Annotated in this window: 14 protein-coding genes and 1 tRNA gene; 5 read left to right on the top strand and 10 right to left on the bottom strand. The window is 60.3% G+C overall.

Annotated features, from left to right (window positions below):
• Window positions 1–92: 92 nt before the first annotated feature.
• The 3 genes from HMPREF2526_RS04760 to HMPREF2526_RS04750 form a co-directional block, all read right to left on the bottom strand.
• Window positions 93–168 (bottom strand) — tRNA-Arg (locus HMPREF2526_RS04760).
• A 166-nt stretch (window positions 169–334) separates the two neighbouring features.
• The gene (locus tag HMPREF2526_RS04755; protein WP_049157763.1) at window positions 335–1,402 is read right to left on the bottom strand and encodes a GTP-binding protein; all 1,068 of its coding nucleotides are present in this window, start codon (window positions 1,400–1,402) and stop codon (window positions 335–337) included.
• A gap of 33 nt (window positions 1,403–1,435) precedes the next feature.
• Window positions 1,436–3,010 (bottom strand): SLC13 family permease, encoded by a 1,575-nt coding sequence (locus HMPREF2526_RS04750; RefSeq protein WP_070546133.1) that lies wholly within the window; start codon window positions 3,008–3,010, stop codon window positions 1,436–1,438.
• Window positions 3,011–3,404: 394 nt separating this feature from the next.
• Between HMPREF2526_RS04750 and HMPREF2526_RS04745 the strand changes: the two genes are divergently transcribed.
• Entirely contained in the window at window positions 3,405–4,181 is a 777-nt protein-coding gene (locus HMPREF2526_RS04745; protein ID WP_070546131.1) for a DUF559 domain-containing protein, read from the top strand.
• Between the two features lie 105 nt (window positions 4,182–4,286).
• Here the strand turns inward: HMPREF2526_RS04745 and HMPREF2526_RS04740 are convergent, their stop codons facing one another.
• The 6 genes from HMPREF2526_RS04740 to HMPREF2526_RS04715 all read right to left on the bottom strand — a co-directional run bounded on the left by HMPREF2526_RS04740 (window position 4,287) and on the right by HMPREF2526_RS04715 (window position 11,725).
• Window positions 4,287–4,586 carry a DUF202 domain-containing protein gene (locus tag HMPREF2526_RS04740; RefSeq protein WP_070516285.1) on the bottom strand — a complete coding sequence of 100 codons (300 nt, stop codon included), beginning with the start codon at window positions 4,584–4,586 and terminating at the stop codon, window positions 4,287–4,289.
• A complete protein-coding gene (locus HMPREF2526_RS04735; RefSeq protein WP_070546129.1) occupies window positions 4,583–4,945 on the bottom strand; it encodes a YidH family protein in 363 nt (120 codons plus the stop codon). Before HMPREF2526_RS04735 ends, HMPREF2526_RS04740 begins: the two co-directional genes overlap by 4 nt.
• Window positions 4,946–4,994: 49 nt before the next feature.
• A complete protein-coding gene (locus HMPREF2526_RS04730; protein ID WP_070546127.1) occupies window positions 4,995–5,678 on the bottom strand; it encodes a potassium channel family protein in 684 nt (227 codons plus the stop codon).
• 1 nt (window position 5,679) lies between these two features.
• Window positions 5,680–7,044 (bottom strand): TrkH family potassium uptake protein, encoded by a 1,365-nt coding sequence (locus tag HMPREF2526_RS04725; RefSeq protein ID WP_046648869.1) that lies wholly within the window; start codon window positions 7,042–7,044, stop codon window positions 5,680–5,682.
• Window positions 7,045–7,136: 92 nt separating this feature from the next.
• The gene (locus HMPREF2526_RS04720; protein WP_070546125.1) at window positions 7,137–9,185 is read right to left on the bottom strand and encodes a YhgE/Pip domain-containing protein; all 2,049 of its coding nucleotides are present in this window, start codon (window positions 9,183–9,185) and stop codon (window positions 7,137–7,139) included.
• Window positions 9,185–11,725: a YhgE/Pip domain-containing protein gene (locus HMPREF2526_RS04715; protein ID WP_070546123.1), complete on the bottom strand. Its 2,541-nt coding sequence runs from the start codon at window positions 11,723–11,725 to the stop codon at window positions 9,185–9,187. Before HMPREF2526_RS04715 ends, HMPREF2526_RS04720 begins: the two co-directional genes overlap by 1 nt.
• A gap of 174 nt (window positions 11,726–11,899) precedes the next feature.
• Between HMPREF2526_RS04715 and HMPREF2526_RS04710 the strand changes: the two genes are divergently transcribed.
• The 4 genes from HMPREF2526_RS04710 to HMPREF2526_RS04695 all read left to right on the top strand — a co-directional run bounded on the left by HMPREF2526_RS04710 (window position 11,900) and on the right by HMPREF2526_RS04695 (window position 15,375).
• Complete coding sequence (locus HMPREF2526_RS04710) at window positions 11,900–13,084, top strand: Nramp family divalent metal transporter (protein WP_011272788.1); 1,185 nt, start codon at window positions 11,900–11,902, stop codon at window positions 13,082–13,084.
• 20 nt (window positions 13,085–13,104) lie between these two features.
• Entirely contained in the window at window positions 13,105–13,497 is a 393-nt protein-coding gene (locus tag HMPREF2526_RS04705) for an NUDIX hydrolase (protein WP_070546121.1), read from the top strand.
• Between the two features lie 943 nt (window positions 13,498–14,440).
• On the top strand, window positions 14,441–15,016 hold the full coding sequence (locus tag HMPREF2526_RS04700) for a TetR/AcrR family transcriptional regulator (protein ID WP_070546119.1): 576 nt from the start codon (window positions 14,441–14,443) through the stop codon (window positions 15,014–15,016).
• The gene (locus tag HMPREF2526_RS04695) at window positions 15,013–15,375 is read left to right on the top strand and encodes a DoxX family protein (RefSeq protein ID WP_049157746.1); all 363 of its coding nucleotides are present in this window, start codon (window positions 15,013–15,015) and stop codon (window positions 15,373–15,375) included. The genes HMPREF2526_RS04700 and HMPREF2526_RS04695 overlap by 4 nt, the downstream gene beginning before the upstream one ends.
• A 16-nt stretch (window positions 15,376–15,391) precedes the next feature.
• On the opposite strand, the gene HMPREF2526_RS13770 is transcribed toward HMPREF2526_RS04695, so the two are convergent.
• On the bottom strand, window positions 15,392–15,646 hold the full coding sequence (locus HMPREF2526_RS13770; protein ID WP_168163149.1) for an IS3 family transposase: 255 nt from the start codon (window positions 15,644–15,646) through the stop codon (window positions 15,392–15,394).
• Window positions 15,647–15,815 lie beyond the last annotated feature (169 nt).

Genomic DNA, 15,815 nt, shown 5'->3' with positions numbered 1-15,815 from the left:
CGCCGCAAATCCACACGAAATGTCCCTTAAGCCGGGTTTGCCCAACCCACGGAGTCGAAAACGAGAAAAGCCGCCCGAAGGCGGCTGAGATTTGGTGCGCCCGGAGGGATTCGAACCCCCAACCTTCTGATCCGTAGTCAGATGCTCTATCCGTTGAGCTACGGGCGCAGTCCGTTGGTTCGCAGTACTTAACGCCGGAGCGTGTGTGCTCTGCTGTGCAACGAGGAATAACTATACCCACACTCCAGAGAACTAACAAATCCCGATGTCAATGCATGTTTTCAACCCAAGAAATGGGCATAGCAATTCACCCCGTGTTCACCTTAAGGAGCGGCTAGACGAGGGCGGCCACTTCGGCGTCGGAAAGCACGGCGTCGCGGAAGGACTGAAGCGTGGACTCGTGGTCGAAGTCGATGCCAATGAGCACGAGCTCGGTGCCGGGCGTGACGCCGTTGGCAGCCCACAAGGAGGCCGGCATGATCTGTAAGTTAGGTCCGGCCTGCTGCCAGGCGTGGGCCACGCGCAGATCAGTATCAATCCAGCAATAGCCCTTCGAGCGCACCAGGCCTGTGCTGGCACGCAAGGCCTTGAGTAGGCGCTCGCGGTTGAAAGGACGGTCAGCACGGAAGACCACCGAAGAGATGCCATACTCTTCGGTTTCGGGGGCGTGCGGGTTCGCCAGCTCCTCGGCGTAGCCGTGGTAGGTCGCGGCGGTGGCGGCGTCGTAAAGGTGGGCGTCGAGAACCAGCGCGGGATCGATGACCCCGTTGGTCACCGGCACGACGCGGGCGCGGGGGTTCATGGCACGCACGGTGGCGATGACGCGCTCGGTTTCGGCGGCCTCCACCAGGTCCGTCTTGGTGATGAGGATGAGATCGGCGAACTCGACTTGATCCACGAAGAGATCGGCGATGGTGCGGTCGTCGTCAGGCGTGGCCTCGATATTCTCGGAGACCAGGCTGCGGCCGCGGCGCAATTGAGAAAGGAACGTAGAGGCGTCCACGAGGGAGACCATGGTGTCGATAGGGGCGACGTCGGCAAGCGTGGTGCCGTCCCCGAACTCCCACTCGAAAGTGGCGGCAACGGGCATGGGCTCAGAAATGCCGGTGGACTCGATGACTATCTGGTCGAAGCGGCCGGAACGAGCCAGCTTGCCGACGGACTCAATCAAGTCCTCGCGCAACGTGCAGCAAATGCAGCCGTTGGAGAGTTCAACGAAGCGGTCCTCGCCACGCTCAAGATGGCCCTCGCCGGCGACGAGGGCGGCATCGATGTTGACTTCGGAAAAGTCATTAACCACAACCGCCAGCTTGCGCCCCTCACGGTTAGCAAGCAGGTGGTTGAGAAGGGTGGTCTTTCCGCTGCCTAAGAATCCGGACAGCACGGTAACGGGTGTAGCCATCCCGTAATGATAACGTTTTTCATTATCGGAAGGCTACAGGACCAACCCAAAGACCGGAACGGCAAGCAAGTAAACGGTGATGGTGATGAGCACGCAGCCAATCAGGTTGAGGCCGATGCCGCCCTTGATCATGTCGCCAATCTTGACGTAGCCGGAGCCATAGGCGATAGCGTTCGGCGGGGTCGCCACCGGCAGCATGAAGGCACAGGTTGCGGCCAGCGCCACCGGGATGGTGAGCAGCAGGACGTTGATGTCGCCATTCTCGGTCAGGCCGATGCCCACGGCCACACCGCCCATAATCGGCAGGAAGGTCGCAGCCGTTGCGGTGTTGGAGGTGATCTCCGTCAGGAAGAGCACGAGCAGTGCCACCGAAACGATCAGCAGGATGGTCGGCAGACCACCCAGCCCCTTGGCCATCTCACCAATCCACAGAGACAGGCCGGACTTGTTGAACATCGAAGACAGGGACAGGCCACCACCGAAGAGCAGGAGCACATCCCACGGCATTTCATTTGCAGTCTTCCAGTCCAGAAGGCGCACACCGGTCTTGGCATCAGCCGGGATAGTAAACAGCAGCAGACCAGCAGCGATACCCACGATGGCATCGTCGTAGTTCGACTCCTTGCCCACCAGGAGGGGGATAATCACCCAAGCCAGGGCCGCACCCAGGAAGATAATGCCCGTCATGATCTGCGGGCCGGTCCATGGGCCAAGCTTTTCAATCTCGGAATCAATGAGCTCGCGGCCGCCTGGAATCTTGTCCATCTCCGGCTTGAACACGGTGATCAGCATGAACCAGGCAATGAACAGGAAGATGAATGCCAGCGGCATGCCCACCATCATCCACTTGCCAAAGCCGAGGACGATGCCGTGAGTTTCCTTCATGTAGCCCGACAGCAGGGTGTTCGGCGGGGTGCCGATGAGCGTGCCCAGCGAGCCAATCGACGCCGAATACGCAATACCGAGCATGAGCGCAGTGGCAAACTTCTTCTGGTTAGCCATGCCACCGACGGCGTCGGCAGTCAGCGAAAGCACCGAAATACCAATCGGCAGCATGACCACTGCGGTAGCGGTGTTGGACACCCACATAGACAAGAAGCCGGTGGCCAGCATGAAGCCGAGGATCAGCTGCTTCGGCGAGGTACCAACGACCTTCACCACGAACAGCGCCATGCGGCGGTGCAAGTTCCAGCGCTGCAGGGCCAGGGCGATGAGGAAGCCACCCATGAACAAGAAGATGGTGGATGAGGCATAGGGCGCACCCACATCCTTAATGGTGCCAACGCCAGCCAGCGGGAAGATGACCAGCGGCAAAAGCGCGGTGGCGGCCAGCGGGATGGCCTCCGTCATCCACCACACACCCATGAGAATCGTCACGGCGGCTACGGCGCGCAGCGCACCCTGGGTGTATTCGGCGTCTTCCTTAGCGCCGGGTGATTGCAACACCGTTTCCACGGCGTTGCTGGGAAAGAGAAACCACACAAGAGCGGCCAAAACGAGACCGAGGATGAGGCCAATGGCCATGCGGCGCCATTCGCGCGTATCGACGCCGCGGTCGTCCTCGCCCTCCGTGTGCGAAGTTGAGACGTGAGTTTGCGGGGTAGTCATCTGCCCCCTCCTTTTCCTGGTTAACCAGCCCCCATTCAGCTGAGAGAGTTATTGAAATCACTGAATGGGCCTACACGTTCAGGCTATCGAGACCACAGACAGCCAACAAACACTTTCGCCCCATTACCCCCACTCAAGCCGAAGATTCACCCCTGTTAGCAAAATCTTTTGCAGATTAGCTGCAAAGAATGCTCACCAATGTGTGGGCATTCCTTACTCAATTCCCCGCCTCCGTAGATCCCCAGACCTCGATCCCGCAACCTGCAGGTGGGCGTCGCCAAGCGCTTGCCGACGCCCCACCACCCACCCGGGAGTTTCGGGATCGAGGTCTGGGGGTTTAGCGCTGCGTACCGCTCGCCGCGCGCGATCCACGCCAATGCGCTACAAGTAAGCCATGAACAACCTAGGCATCTTTCACTACATAGACACCCACATAGTCGATCTGCGCACGCTCACCAACGACGACCCCCGATGGGGCAAAATTCACGCGAGGAAATTCCATAAGCTCGCGTGGTGCTATGCCATTCCCCTGCACCGATGGCTGCACTTGAAACCCTGGGAGCGAGAAACCGCAGAGGTCTATGCCCATGCGCGTGCCGCACCGCGGGCAACTCTCCTGGGCAAAGCGGCGGCTCGCATCCACGGCATCCGGGTCACTTCTCTCGCGCGTACGGCGATTGATATCGCACGATTCGATGGATTCGTCGAAGGACTCGTCGCCGCAGACTACGTAAGGTCACGACGGGTATCAAAGGACACTCTCAACTGGGTACTCGGCGACATGGGCCGCGTGAAAGGAGTCGCGGATGCACGCCGGGCCGTGGAACATAGCGTCAACAGCTCCGAATCTCCCTGGGAGTCCTACGCGCGGGCGCTCATCCTTGACGCGGACCTTCCGGCGGTTCGCAGCCTGCGCGCCCAATACCGAGTCAATCAGTACTACGCCGACCTCGCGATCAATGACTGGCTCCTCATTGAGATCGACGGCAACGTGAAATACGAGAACGAGCTGGATGAGGTGATTCGGGCCGAGCACCAACGCCAAAAGGCACTCCTCAACCAGGGCTTTGTCGTCTTACGTTTCTCTCCCCAAGAATTGCGCGAAGCTCCAGAAGACTTCATCAACACCATCGCACGGCACTTAGCTGCGGGCCCCCGAAACTTCCGCTAGATCCCCAGACCTGAAACCCGCAACCTGCAGGTGGGCGTCGCCAAGCGCTTGCCGACGCCCCACCGCCCACCAGGGAGTTTCGGGATCGAGGTCTGGGGGTTTGCGCTACCACAGCGCGAAGAAAGCAACCGCGCCGAGAAGCATCGTTCCCAGCGCAACGGCGGCGAGCGCCGAAGCTCCGGGCAGGGCAGGTGATTCGGCCCGGGCCAGGATCTCGTCAGCGTCGCGAAGCTTGGCGGTGGCCAACCACAACACAACGGCCACCACTACCCCAACAATCAGTGCGGCCCATGGCGCAACGGAACGAACGACGAGCAAACCCGCGATGAGGCCGGCGAGACCCGTGCGCTGCCAGGCTAAGCGGGTGCGCTCGGGTTGGAGGCCGGGATCAAAAAGCTCGCTCACGCTAGCAGCTCGCCCACCAGAATCATCAGGCCGATGATGATCACCACACCAACAATCAACGCCAACGCCGGGCTAGCCGGGAGCGGACGCCCATGGCGCATCGCGCGCTCCGAGGCACCCCAGTGAAACCACGCCACCGCCGGCAGGATGATGGCCACGATCAGCATGATGATGGAGACGACGCGAGTCAGCGTGGTGTTCAGAGGTAGCTCGAAGGTCTCCAGGGCCACACCACCGGCGATAAAGGCCAAGGACGTGCGGATCCACGCCAGAAAGGTGCGCTCATTAGCCATGCTGAAGCGCGGGTCGGGTTCCTCCCCTGTTCCATACACCGAGCGCGGGAAACGTGCCTTCCTCATAGGCGCTACTGTAGCGCCCCGCTCCTCACTCCACAGCGCGAGGCGCCGCCTAGGACTGCGAGAAGGCCTCCAGATCCGCGGGGCTACCGGCGACGACGATGAGGTCGCGGTGGGTGAGCTCGGTGCCGTCGACAAGCGGGCGCCACTGGCCAGGCCCCTCACAGCGGGAGATGAGCTGAACGTTGTGTGCTTCCCACACCTGGTGCAGGTTGAGCGGGCGCTTGCTTATCGACGCCGGCGGGGTCATCGCCGTCACACCATAGTCGGTGGCGATCTCTGCAAAATCCTCGAAGCGCCCGCCCAACAGGTGCGCCACGCGGCGGCCCGTATCGCGCTCCGGGCGAATCACGTGGTGCACTCCGAGTTGGCGCAGGATGCGGGCATGAGCATCTGAATCAGCCTTGGCCCAGATATCGCTCACCCCGAGCTCCACGAGGTTGGAGGCCGTAAGGATGGAATCCTCCAGATCCGAACCGATGGCCACGACCACGCGCTCTACCTCATCGACGCCGAGCTGGCGAAGGGCCTCGGCGTCGGTGGTATCCGCGGTCACCGCTTCGGTGAGGTACGCGGCGTGTTCGCGCACGTGCTTCTCCTCAGCATCGATGCCGAGGACCTCCACGCCATGCTCCATCAGCTCGCGAGCCAGGGAAGAACCGAACCGCCCCATACCAATGACGACGACCGGCGGGATATTAATGGAAGACTTTTCACGCCGCAGGGCGCTGAACATGTTAACCAATGAACGGCCTTTCTTCTGGGTAGCGGTAGCGCAGGGTAATGGTCCGGGCGGCCAGTGCCGCCACGAAAGTGGTGGGGCCTACGCGGCCAACGTACATGATGAGGCACAGCATGAGCTGTGATGGTGCGGACAAACTTGCGGTAATACCCGTGGACAAACCCACGGTGGCGAAGGCAGACATGACTTCGAATGTGACCTGGTCCGCGGTGAACTCGGGGTCCCAGATGCGTAGCGTTGCCACGCCGAGGGCCACGACCACCATTCCGGCGGCCGTGAGCGCGAGGGCTTGGCGGAAGGTGGACAGCGGCAGGCGCCGGTGCCCAATGGAGGTGTCCTCCCGGCCCAAGAATTCCGAGATCATCGCGGCGCCCAGAACGCATGTGGTGGTGACCTTGATGCCGCCCGCAGTACCGGCGGAGCCGCCGCCGATGAACATCAAGATGTCCGTCACCATCAGCGTCAACGGGTGCGCCTCACCGTAATCGATGGCGTTAAAACCTGCCGTTCGGGGCGAAGCGCTCATGAAGAAGGCGTTGATCAGTTTCTGGCCCAGCGGCATTCCATGCAGCACACCGGAACCCTCGGAGAGGAAGAAGACCACGGTGCCACCCAGCAACAAGAACGCGGTGGCGCCCAGCGTCATCCGGGCGGTCATGGACATGCGGTGAATGCGGGGCGTGCCGCCGCGCCAGCGCGTTAGCCGTGCGCGGGCCCGTCGCACGAACTCCGCCAGCATGGGATAACCCAAGCCACCGATGATCAGGGCGAAGGCAAGGGGAAGGAGGATCCAGCCATCAGCAGCGAAGGAGATAACGCTGTCTGAATAGGTACTGAAACCTGCGTTATTGAAGGCCGAAATGGCGTGGAACACTCCTTCCCACGCTGCTCGCCCTGGTGCCACGCCGTGTTCGGTGGCTAGGCGCACGCCGATGAACACAGCGACGATGGCCTCGCAAATCAGGGTCATGACCACGGTAAGCAAGAGCGCGCGGCGAATGCCGCCGGAGGCCACGGCGCGGCCCTCCGCAGCCATGGTCCGGCGGGCTTTGAAGCTGATACGGCCGGTCAACAGCATGCCCGACAGCGACGCCAAACTCATGATTCCAAGGCCGCCCAACTGGATGAGCGCGATGATGACCGCTTGGCCGAAGGAGGTCCAATAGGTACCCGTGTCCTCCACTACGAGGCCCGTCAAAGAGACCGCCGAGGTCGCCGTAAACAGCGCCGGCAGGAACGGTGTCCACTGCGGAACGTTGGCGGAAATCGGCAGCATCAGCAGCAGCGTTCCCACGAGGATGAGCAGGATAAAGCCCACGGCGGTGAGCCGAGCCGGGCCCAGGAAATGACCGCGATTCACAGCGGTTCAGCCTACCGCTGGATGCCGTCTCACGGGACCCCACAAACCTGTGAATATCTCCACAGTTTTATGTAAATAGCATCGGCGGAGCGCTACATCAGCTTGGTCTTGTCCAAGGTCTCCACCCAGCCGTTGGTGAACTTCTCCAACGGCTTGTGGAAGACCACGCCCAGAATCAGCATCGGTATGGCAAAGAGCAAGAGGGCGAACAGGGAGAGCCAGTAATCACCGTGGTAAGTTCCGGCGATGGCCGCGCGGAAAGCACGGATGGTATAGGTCGCCGGCAGCCACGGGCTAATGTTCTGGAACCAGTCCGGGAGCACCTGCAAGGGGTAGGCACCGCCCGACGACGATACTTGGACCACCAGCATGAGCACCGCCAAGGCTTTGCCTGCGTTGGCGAAGGAGACCACGAAGGTGTAGCAAATCAGCATAAAGATGAGCGAGCTAACCCAGCCTGCCAGCAGCATGAGAATCGGGTGCGCGGGCTCGATGCCCACGAAGAAGATGAGGCCCAAGATGAGCATCGTCGACTGCATGAGACCAACCGCGACGAACATTCCAAAGCGGCCGAAGAAGCGCTGCATCGGCGAGTACTTGTCCTTGTCCACCACGTCGGTGCGCACGCTCACCGCAGTCAGCAGCGCGCCGACCCACAGGGCCAGCGCCGTGTACATGGGTGTCATGCCGGCACCAAAGCTCTTGACTGGGTAGACCGCTTGCCTGTCGACGTCCACCGGCGCCGCAATCGCACGCGCCAAGGCATCCGGATCGGAACCGATGAGGTCCGCCAACTTCTTCAGGTCACCAGATGCCGCAGCGGAGTCGATATCCTTCCGCAGGTCGCCGAACTTGTTGGCCTTATCCTGCAGGCCAGAGGCGAGCTTCTGTACCGCATCCCGAGCATCCGTCAGGGAAGAGGAATCAATGGTGACGGGAGTCTTCGCGGTATCCAGATCCGCGCTCACCTGGCCCAGGGAGTCCTGCAGCGCACGCAGGGATTCGCGCAGACCAGAGGTGGAGATTCCCTCCACTGCCTTCTTGGCATTGTCGATGCTGGAGAGATCCGGCTTCGTGGGTTCGGGAGCATTCGCGGCCGCAGTGAGGCGCGCGTGGAGAGTGCGCTGCGCGTCGATGGCCTCCTCGATACGGCTGAGCGACTTCTCTTTATCCCCGGCAGGAATTGGCAGGGCCTCAATGTGGCCGTGCAGGTTCTGATACTGGGCAATGGTGCCTTCTACCTGGCCGGCCAAGGTGTTGAGCGCGGCGACGCGGTCGGCGCGGGAGGCGGAGGCGTCGTCGTAAAGCGCATCAATGCGTTGGCGCACCACATCATAACTAGCGCTGGTGGCATCGAGCGATTGCTGCAGCGCATCCGTGGAAACGTTGAGCGAGGAGGACTGAATCTCCGGCAGCTCCAGGTCCGCCGAGTCCGCAATGCGCTGGGCGCTTTCCATGAGCGGAACCGCGGTATCCACGAGGCCAGCGAGGGAACGCGCGGTACGGGCGGCCATATCGAGCTGGGTCTGCACGCCATCCGCGCGCGCCTGCATCCGGTCCAACACAGCCTTGGTATCACCCTGGCTCAAGAAGTCCGAGAGTGAGGTGACCAGATCGAAGGAGACGTCACCGACCGTCGTGGTGAAAGCTTCGGCAACCTGGGCCGACACACCCTCCGCGCCTTGACCGGTGATCTTCGGCGCCAGCGCGTTCTTCTTCTCATTCATATAGAAGGACAAATCCGCGGGCTGGGAACCATCCGTGTAGAAGTTCATCATGTCGGTACTGAAGTCTTCCGGGAGCACGATGGCTGCGTAATACTCACCGGACTTGGTACCTTCAATCGCCTCATCGGAGGTGGTCACAACCCAATCCAGCTGCTCGTTTGCACGTAGCTCATTGAGCACCTGGTCGCCGACGTTGATGGGCACCGGCAACAGATCGCTTTTATAGCCGGTGTCCTTGCTAGCCACCGCCACCTTGAGCTGGCTGGTGTTATCGAAGGGATCCCAGCTGGCCAGAACGTTAAACCAGGTGAACAGCATCGGGATAACGACGAGGCCCACGAGCATCACCGTGCTCATCACGTTGCGGCATGCGGTGCGCATGTCGTTGACGAAAAGATCGAGTGTTCCACGCATTAGTTATCCCCCTCCGTGGAGTCGGCCCCGATGCGAGCCGGATGTTTGATGTCATCCTCATCCAACGTCACCAGCTCTGCGGACTGCTTCAGACTGATGCGTAGGTAGTCCAGGGTGACCGCGGCGATAATGATGAGGAAGCACCATGCCGTCCAAATAGCCAGAAGCAGCGGCTTCTGGTCGGGCAAGAGACCCGAGACGACGATGAGGATCACCACTCCGATAACACCGGCGATGGCCACCAGCTTGAGCCAGTAGCCCCAGTCATGCGCGCGGCGGTCCAAATCTTTCTTCAGACCACTGCGGCTATCCAACGCCTGGATGACGTCCGCGATGCGGTAGCCGGAGCCGACAACCTGCACATTTTCATAGTCAAAGAGCTCGGTATCCCGCAGCTCGCGGTTAAAGATGACGTTGAAGTGCGCCAAAGCCTTACGCAGCAACAGGCCGAAGACGAAGAACAGAATGAACATGAAGGCGAGCACGCCCATGTTCTTGAAATAGTGGTTGCCGTAGAACCCACCGATGGTTTCACGCATGGCATCGATGCCGTACGTGAATGGCAGTAGTGGGTAGATGGTGTGGAAGAAGTTGGGCAACAGCTCAATCGGGTACAGGCCCGAAGCACCCGGAATCTGGATAATGACAAAGACCACGCAGAGGCCGCGGCCGAGGTGCCCCAGCGACGTCGACAACCCATAGATAATGCTCAAGTAGGCCAGCCCCACGAGCACGCCCGTCAGGATGAAGGCAGGCGCGTTCACGGTCTGCACGCCGATGAGCAGGTCACCGACGGTCACCGTGATGGCCTGGATGATGACCATCAAGGCCATGAGGAGGAAGCGGCCTAGGTAGGCCTGGCCCACCGTGACGCGGTGGAATCCTTCCTTATCCACCTCGACCCGGAAGATAACCATGAGGACAAAGGCGCCGATCCACAGGGAGAGGTTGGTAAACAGCGCCGCCATGGCGGAGCCGTAGCTGTCCACCGGGTACACGGTTTCGGTCTTCAGCTCGATGGGCTCGGCAAAGAACTTACCGATTTCTTCCGCATCCAGCCCGGTGACATCTTGAACGACTTTGGAGTTCATCGCAGCACGCAGCGAACCCACATCACCCTGCATAGCGCGCAAACTGTCCTGTAGGGCAAGGAGGTTGGCATCGAAATCGGACAAGGTGTCCTTCGTGGCCCGCAGCTGCTGGGCCACACCATCTAGGAGACCGTCTGCCTCCTGCATGGTGCCCTTCTGGGCTTCCAGGGTGGAGCTCAAAGCACTCGCCGTGGAGCTCAGGCTGCTCATGGCGCGGTTGATCTCCGGCACGGCCGTCGTCACGGTATCGCGCAGCGTTTGCGAGGTGGCCTTAGTATCGGCCGCTGCCTGGTTGATGGCCTCCGCACTAGCCTGCACATTGTCCGCCGCGGTCTGAGTATCCTTGCTCAGCGCGCTGAGGTTTCCCACCAACTGGCGGTTGGATTCATTACCCTCATCAAGGCGCTGGATCGCGTCATCAATTTCCTTGGCCACCTGCGGTGAGAGCGTTGCGGAATCGCGCAGGGCTTTAAGCTGCGCAATCGATTCTGCGCTCGCGTCAATGGCAGTGTTCGCTCGCTGCGTGGCGTAATCGAAACGGTCACCGGCCTGGTTCAGGCCAGCTGTGACATCCGCAATGGATTCCTGCGCCTGGGCGGTACCGTCCGCCACCGCACTTGCGCCACTGACGAAGACACCTGTGGTCTGGTCGGTGAAGTCACCGATGCCCCCTTGGGCCTGCTCGACTAGGGAGGAGACCTCGGCGAGGGCTGTTTGGGCGTCGCCCAGCGCAGCACTCACATTGGCCACCGTAGACTTAGCTCCCAACGTGGAATCAGCAGCGGCGTCAAGCTTTCCCTGGATCCGCGCAAGGTTCTCGCGGTTGCCGTCAATCTCCTGCGCGGTCTCCCCGAACGCGGAGCTGGTGTTGTTCATCGCGCGCGTGATTTTTCGCTCGAAGTCGGTACCGGTGTCCTTAACGTTTTCCGCCGCAACCGTGGCCACCTGCTCCTTGAAGGCTGCCGTAATCTGCTTGTCCAGACCTTTGGCACCGGTATCCGTGATCTTCACGGCGATGGCGTTGTTCTTCTCGTTGACACGGTAGACCAGCTGGGGCTGCGTGAACTTCCCGTCGAGCATGCTCACGAGGTTCTCGCTAAAGTCCTCAGGAATCGTCACCGAGGCATACACGTCTCCCTCTAAAAGAGCTTTCTCGGCTTCATCGCGCTCGAGGAATTGCCAGCCTAGCTGGTCATTCTTTTTGAGTTTCTCAATGACCTCACTGCCGACATCTATCTTCCCCGTCAGCTCGTTGTTAGCACCCTTATCCTCGTTAACCACGGCCACCTTGATGTTGTTGGTATGGCCGTAAGGGTCACGAAAAGCCGCGATGTTCACCCATGAATACAACGCGGGGGTGATGATGAGTCCGATGAGGATGATCCACACCCTGGGGACGCGGCCAAGCCTGGCTACATCCCTGATAAAAATCTTCCAACTTTGGCGCACTGAAGGGAGTATACCCGTTGCACCTCCCTGTCTCTAACCAGCCAAAATACATAAAGTAATTTAAATAATTAACAAATAAACTTTAACATGGTTTGCCGGATCAAACCCCTGGCTTGAACATATGGCGATGAAAACTAGACTTCAAGTAGTTGAACTTTTGGTATGGAGATGCCTATGCGTAAGACCTTAATCAGCCTCACCGGCCCCGCCTTCGTTGCTGCAGTGGCTTACGTCGACCCCGGCAACGTAGCCGCCAACATCAGCGCCGGCTCCCACTACGGCTACCTCCTGGTGTGGGTACTCGTCGTGGCCAACCTCATGGCCATGTTCATCCAGTACCACTCCGCCAAACTGGGCCTAGTCACCCACCGCTCCCTGCCGGAAATCATGGGCGAGCGTCTCTCCCGCCGCGCGCGCCTAGGCATGTGGGCCCAGGCCGAGCTCATCGCCGCGGCCACCGACCTCGCCGAAGTCATCGGCGGCGCCATTGCCCTGCAACTCCTCTTCAACCTCCCCCTGTTCGCGGGCGCGCTCATCATCGGCGCGGTCTCCATCATTCTCCTCATCTTCCAGAAGAAGAACCAGTGGTTCGAGGGGCTTGTCATCGGCCTGCTCCTGGTCATCTGCATCGGCTTCCTTGCCGGCCTCGCCATCGCCCCGCCCGACCCCGCCGACGTGGCCGGCGGCCTCATCCCCCGCCTAGAGGGCAAGGACAGCATCCTGCTGGCCGCCTCCATGTTGGGCGCCACCGTCATGCCGCACGCCATTTACCTACACTCCTCCCTGACCAAGCAGCGCTACCCCGACCTGGAAATCCCCCACGTGCTGGCCGGCACCCGCGCGGACATCGCCGTGGCGCTGTCCATCGCCGGGCTCGTCAACGTGGGCCTGCTGGTCCTGGCGGGCTCGGCCCTCTACGGCGTGGACGGCACAGAGACCATCTCCGGGGCCCACACGGCGATTGCCAGCCACCTCGGCCCGTTGGCCGGCGTTCTCTTCGCCATCGGCCTGCTGGCCAGCGGCCTCGCCTCGACGTCAGTGGGCGCCTACGCCGGCTCCGAAATCATGGACGGCCTGCTTCACATCAAGGTCCCCCTACTAGTCCGCCGCCTGGTCACGCTCATCCCGGCGCTGGTCATCATCGGCTGCGGGGTCGACCCCACTATGGCACTGGTGGTCAGCCAGGCACTTCTTTCCCTGGGCATCCCCTTCGCCATCATCCCGCTTTTCCGCTATGCCGGCTCCCGGGACGTCATGGGTGAGTTCGCCGCGAAACCCTGGTCTATGGCCGTGGGCTGGACGCTTGCCGCGCTGGTCATCGCACTCAATCTCGCCCTCGTGCTCCTGCCGCTGCTCTAGGCCGCCTACAATCAGCAGCCATGATTGAAGTAGCAGCCGTCGTCATCCGCAACCCACAAGGCCACGTGCTTACCGTGCGCAAGAAGTCCTCCACCAAGTACCAACTGCCCGGCGGCAAGCCCGAGGCGGGCGAGGCGCTTGTCGACGCCGCCCTACGCGAAGTCGCCGAAGAAGTAGGCCTCACCCTCGACGCCGAGAGCCTCAACAAACTCGGCACCTTCGACGCTCCCGCCGCCAACGAACCGGGCGAGGTCGTCGTCGGCACCATCTTCACCTGCACCCGCACCGTCACCACCGACGAACCCCACGCCGCCGCCGAAATCGGGGACACCGCCTGGGTCAACCCAACAGCACCCGACCGCGAGCTTGCGCACCTGTTGCGTGACCGCGTCTTCCCCGCGCTGGCTGGGTAGGTACGTTTTCGTAAATTGCATCTCGAAGCCACAGGCCGCATCGCCTGTTTCTACGCATCTGTAGCAGCGCACCTCCGCGCCCATTTTCTCGGCTCATCAACATAAGACAGAGGCAGGTCCGCTGAAATACCCACCCCTACTCAGGCATTTACTTCTTCCCGCTGGGAAGAAACACAAGGACAATGACCAAAACTGCTAGAGCAATCGTGACAGCATACGGCCATTGAACATAAACGGAAAGCGTCATCAGAATAACGCCAATAGTGGCCAAGATTTTTTTCCACATAAATTATTCTCCCTAACCGGTAGATTCTCTTTGACTGCTCTCCAGACAGTTCAGCAACGTCCATATGGCGAAATTCCAAGCACGCTACCCTAAAACCTTCGCCATTTAGTGCAACGATAGTTTTCAAAAACCAACCCGCTGAGGAAGTGCTTTAACTGGAGCGAGAACTGATACTGCCGCAATCAGCACTACCAGAGGCGCACATTTCTTGGGGCAATACATGCCCTTATCCCTTTCGCGAGAAGATGGCCGAGAACTCGGACACCCCCTAGAGTTACATGTGGTAGACAAATTTGGAAGCAAAAAATGGAAACCGTAGACGAACGTATACACTTCCCCAAAAATCCTTGCGAGAGCCCGCAAGAGGGCGTATCTTGCCGCAATTCGCCCTGCTGACATTTAGCCTCCTTTAGGCTTCGGCCTACCTGCTGCTTCTGTCATTGTCGGCACCATCTTCACCTGCACACGCACCGTCCCCACCGACGAGCCCCACGCCGCCGCCGAAATCGGCGACACCGCCTGGGTCAACCCAGCTGCACCCGACCGCGAACTTGCGCATCTGTTGCGCGACCGCGTCTTCCCCGCGCTGGCCTAGCGCCAACTGTCAACACTTCGGCGTCATTGACCCCGAAGCCATCAAGAGCTACCCTTTTGAACATGTTCACTGAACACGTTCACCCATCGCGTTCGGCCGCCAAAGCTGGCACCGACAGCAAGGTCCTGGCCACCGCCTACGAACTCTTCCTCACTCAGGGCTACGCCACCACCAGCATCCGGACTATCGCATCCGAAGCTGGCGTTAGCGTGGGAACCGTCATGGGAGTCGGCGACAAACAAACGCTGCTCATCCGCACCATTGGCCAACACATTTCAGAACTCCACGATGACATCCGGGGACAATCCGATAGCCTTCTCGATGTCCTGAGACCTTTCCTCCAGATGTTTACCGGCCACGAAGAGCTCTCCCGCGCCTTTGGCGCAGCACTCATCCAACAAGGCAATCAAGGCGAAGCGCTCACCGCACTCAAAACGCTCCTGACCGATGAAATCACCCTGCGACTCGGCACCAGGCTCAGCAGCGCCGATGCGGCCGAGTACGCCGACCTGCTGTACAACGTCTACCTCGGCTTACTCATCGGCTGGGCCGCCGGAATCTACGACACCGAGCACCTCACATCCCAAGCCGCCTCATCGATCGAACGCCTCAACACCGCATTCGGAGTAACCCAATGATCCTAGAATCTTCCCCAGCCTGGCCCTCCCTTCTACTAGCAGCCATTCTGCTTGGCGACGCCGCCCTCTCCCTCAAACCAGTCCCCTTCATCGAAGCCTGCCTCAGCGGCGTCAAACTCCCCAAGGACTGGTGGTGGGCGCTCATTGTCATCAAGTGCCTCGCCGCCGTAGGACTCATTGCCGGCCTCTGGTTCCCCGGCGTAGGAATCACAGCCATGATTGGAGTCATCGCCTATTTCTGCGCGGCCGCAGCAGCCCATGTCCGCGCCCACTTCCTCGGTAGCGCATTCTGGATCAACTGCTTAGGCATGCTCGCATTCTCCATCGGAGTACCGATCCTGACGCTCGCACTGACTTAAGACACCAGTCAACCATTCACGGCTTCCAGAAGGAAGATGCATCATCGCACCTATTGATTGATGACTTGATGCTTTCTACCCTAAAGGGGCCGGGAAAGTCCGTATCGTCGTTGAGGCTTGCAGCGATGCGTTTAGCACCATAAAGCCCGTGCTCATCATCGAAGATGGTCTTGATTCGTGCACCAATAAGAGCATCAGAACACATCTTTAACCTGCGTTCTTCGCGGGTGTTGACCCATTTGTAGAACGAGGAGCGATTGAGCTTTAACACGTGGCACATCCGCTTGACCGAGTACTCGGTTCGGTAGTCATAGACAAACTGGAAGCGGATTACCAGCGTGTCTCTTCGGCAAAATACTTCGCGGCCTTGCGCAGGATGTCACGTTCTTCGCGCAGCTTAGAGACCTCTTTTTCTAGCTGGCGGATCCGTTCAGAATCAG

This window comes from Corynebacterium sp. HMSC070E08 (assembly GCF_001808895.1).
In the GTDB taxonomy this organism is placed as follows: Bacteria; Actinomycetota; Actinomycetes; order Mycobacteriales; family Mycobacteriaceae; genus Corynebacterium; species Corynebacterium hiratae.
Note: the sequence above shows the minus strand (reverse complement) of the source record. Positions and strands in the feature narration are given on the sequence as shown.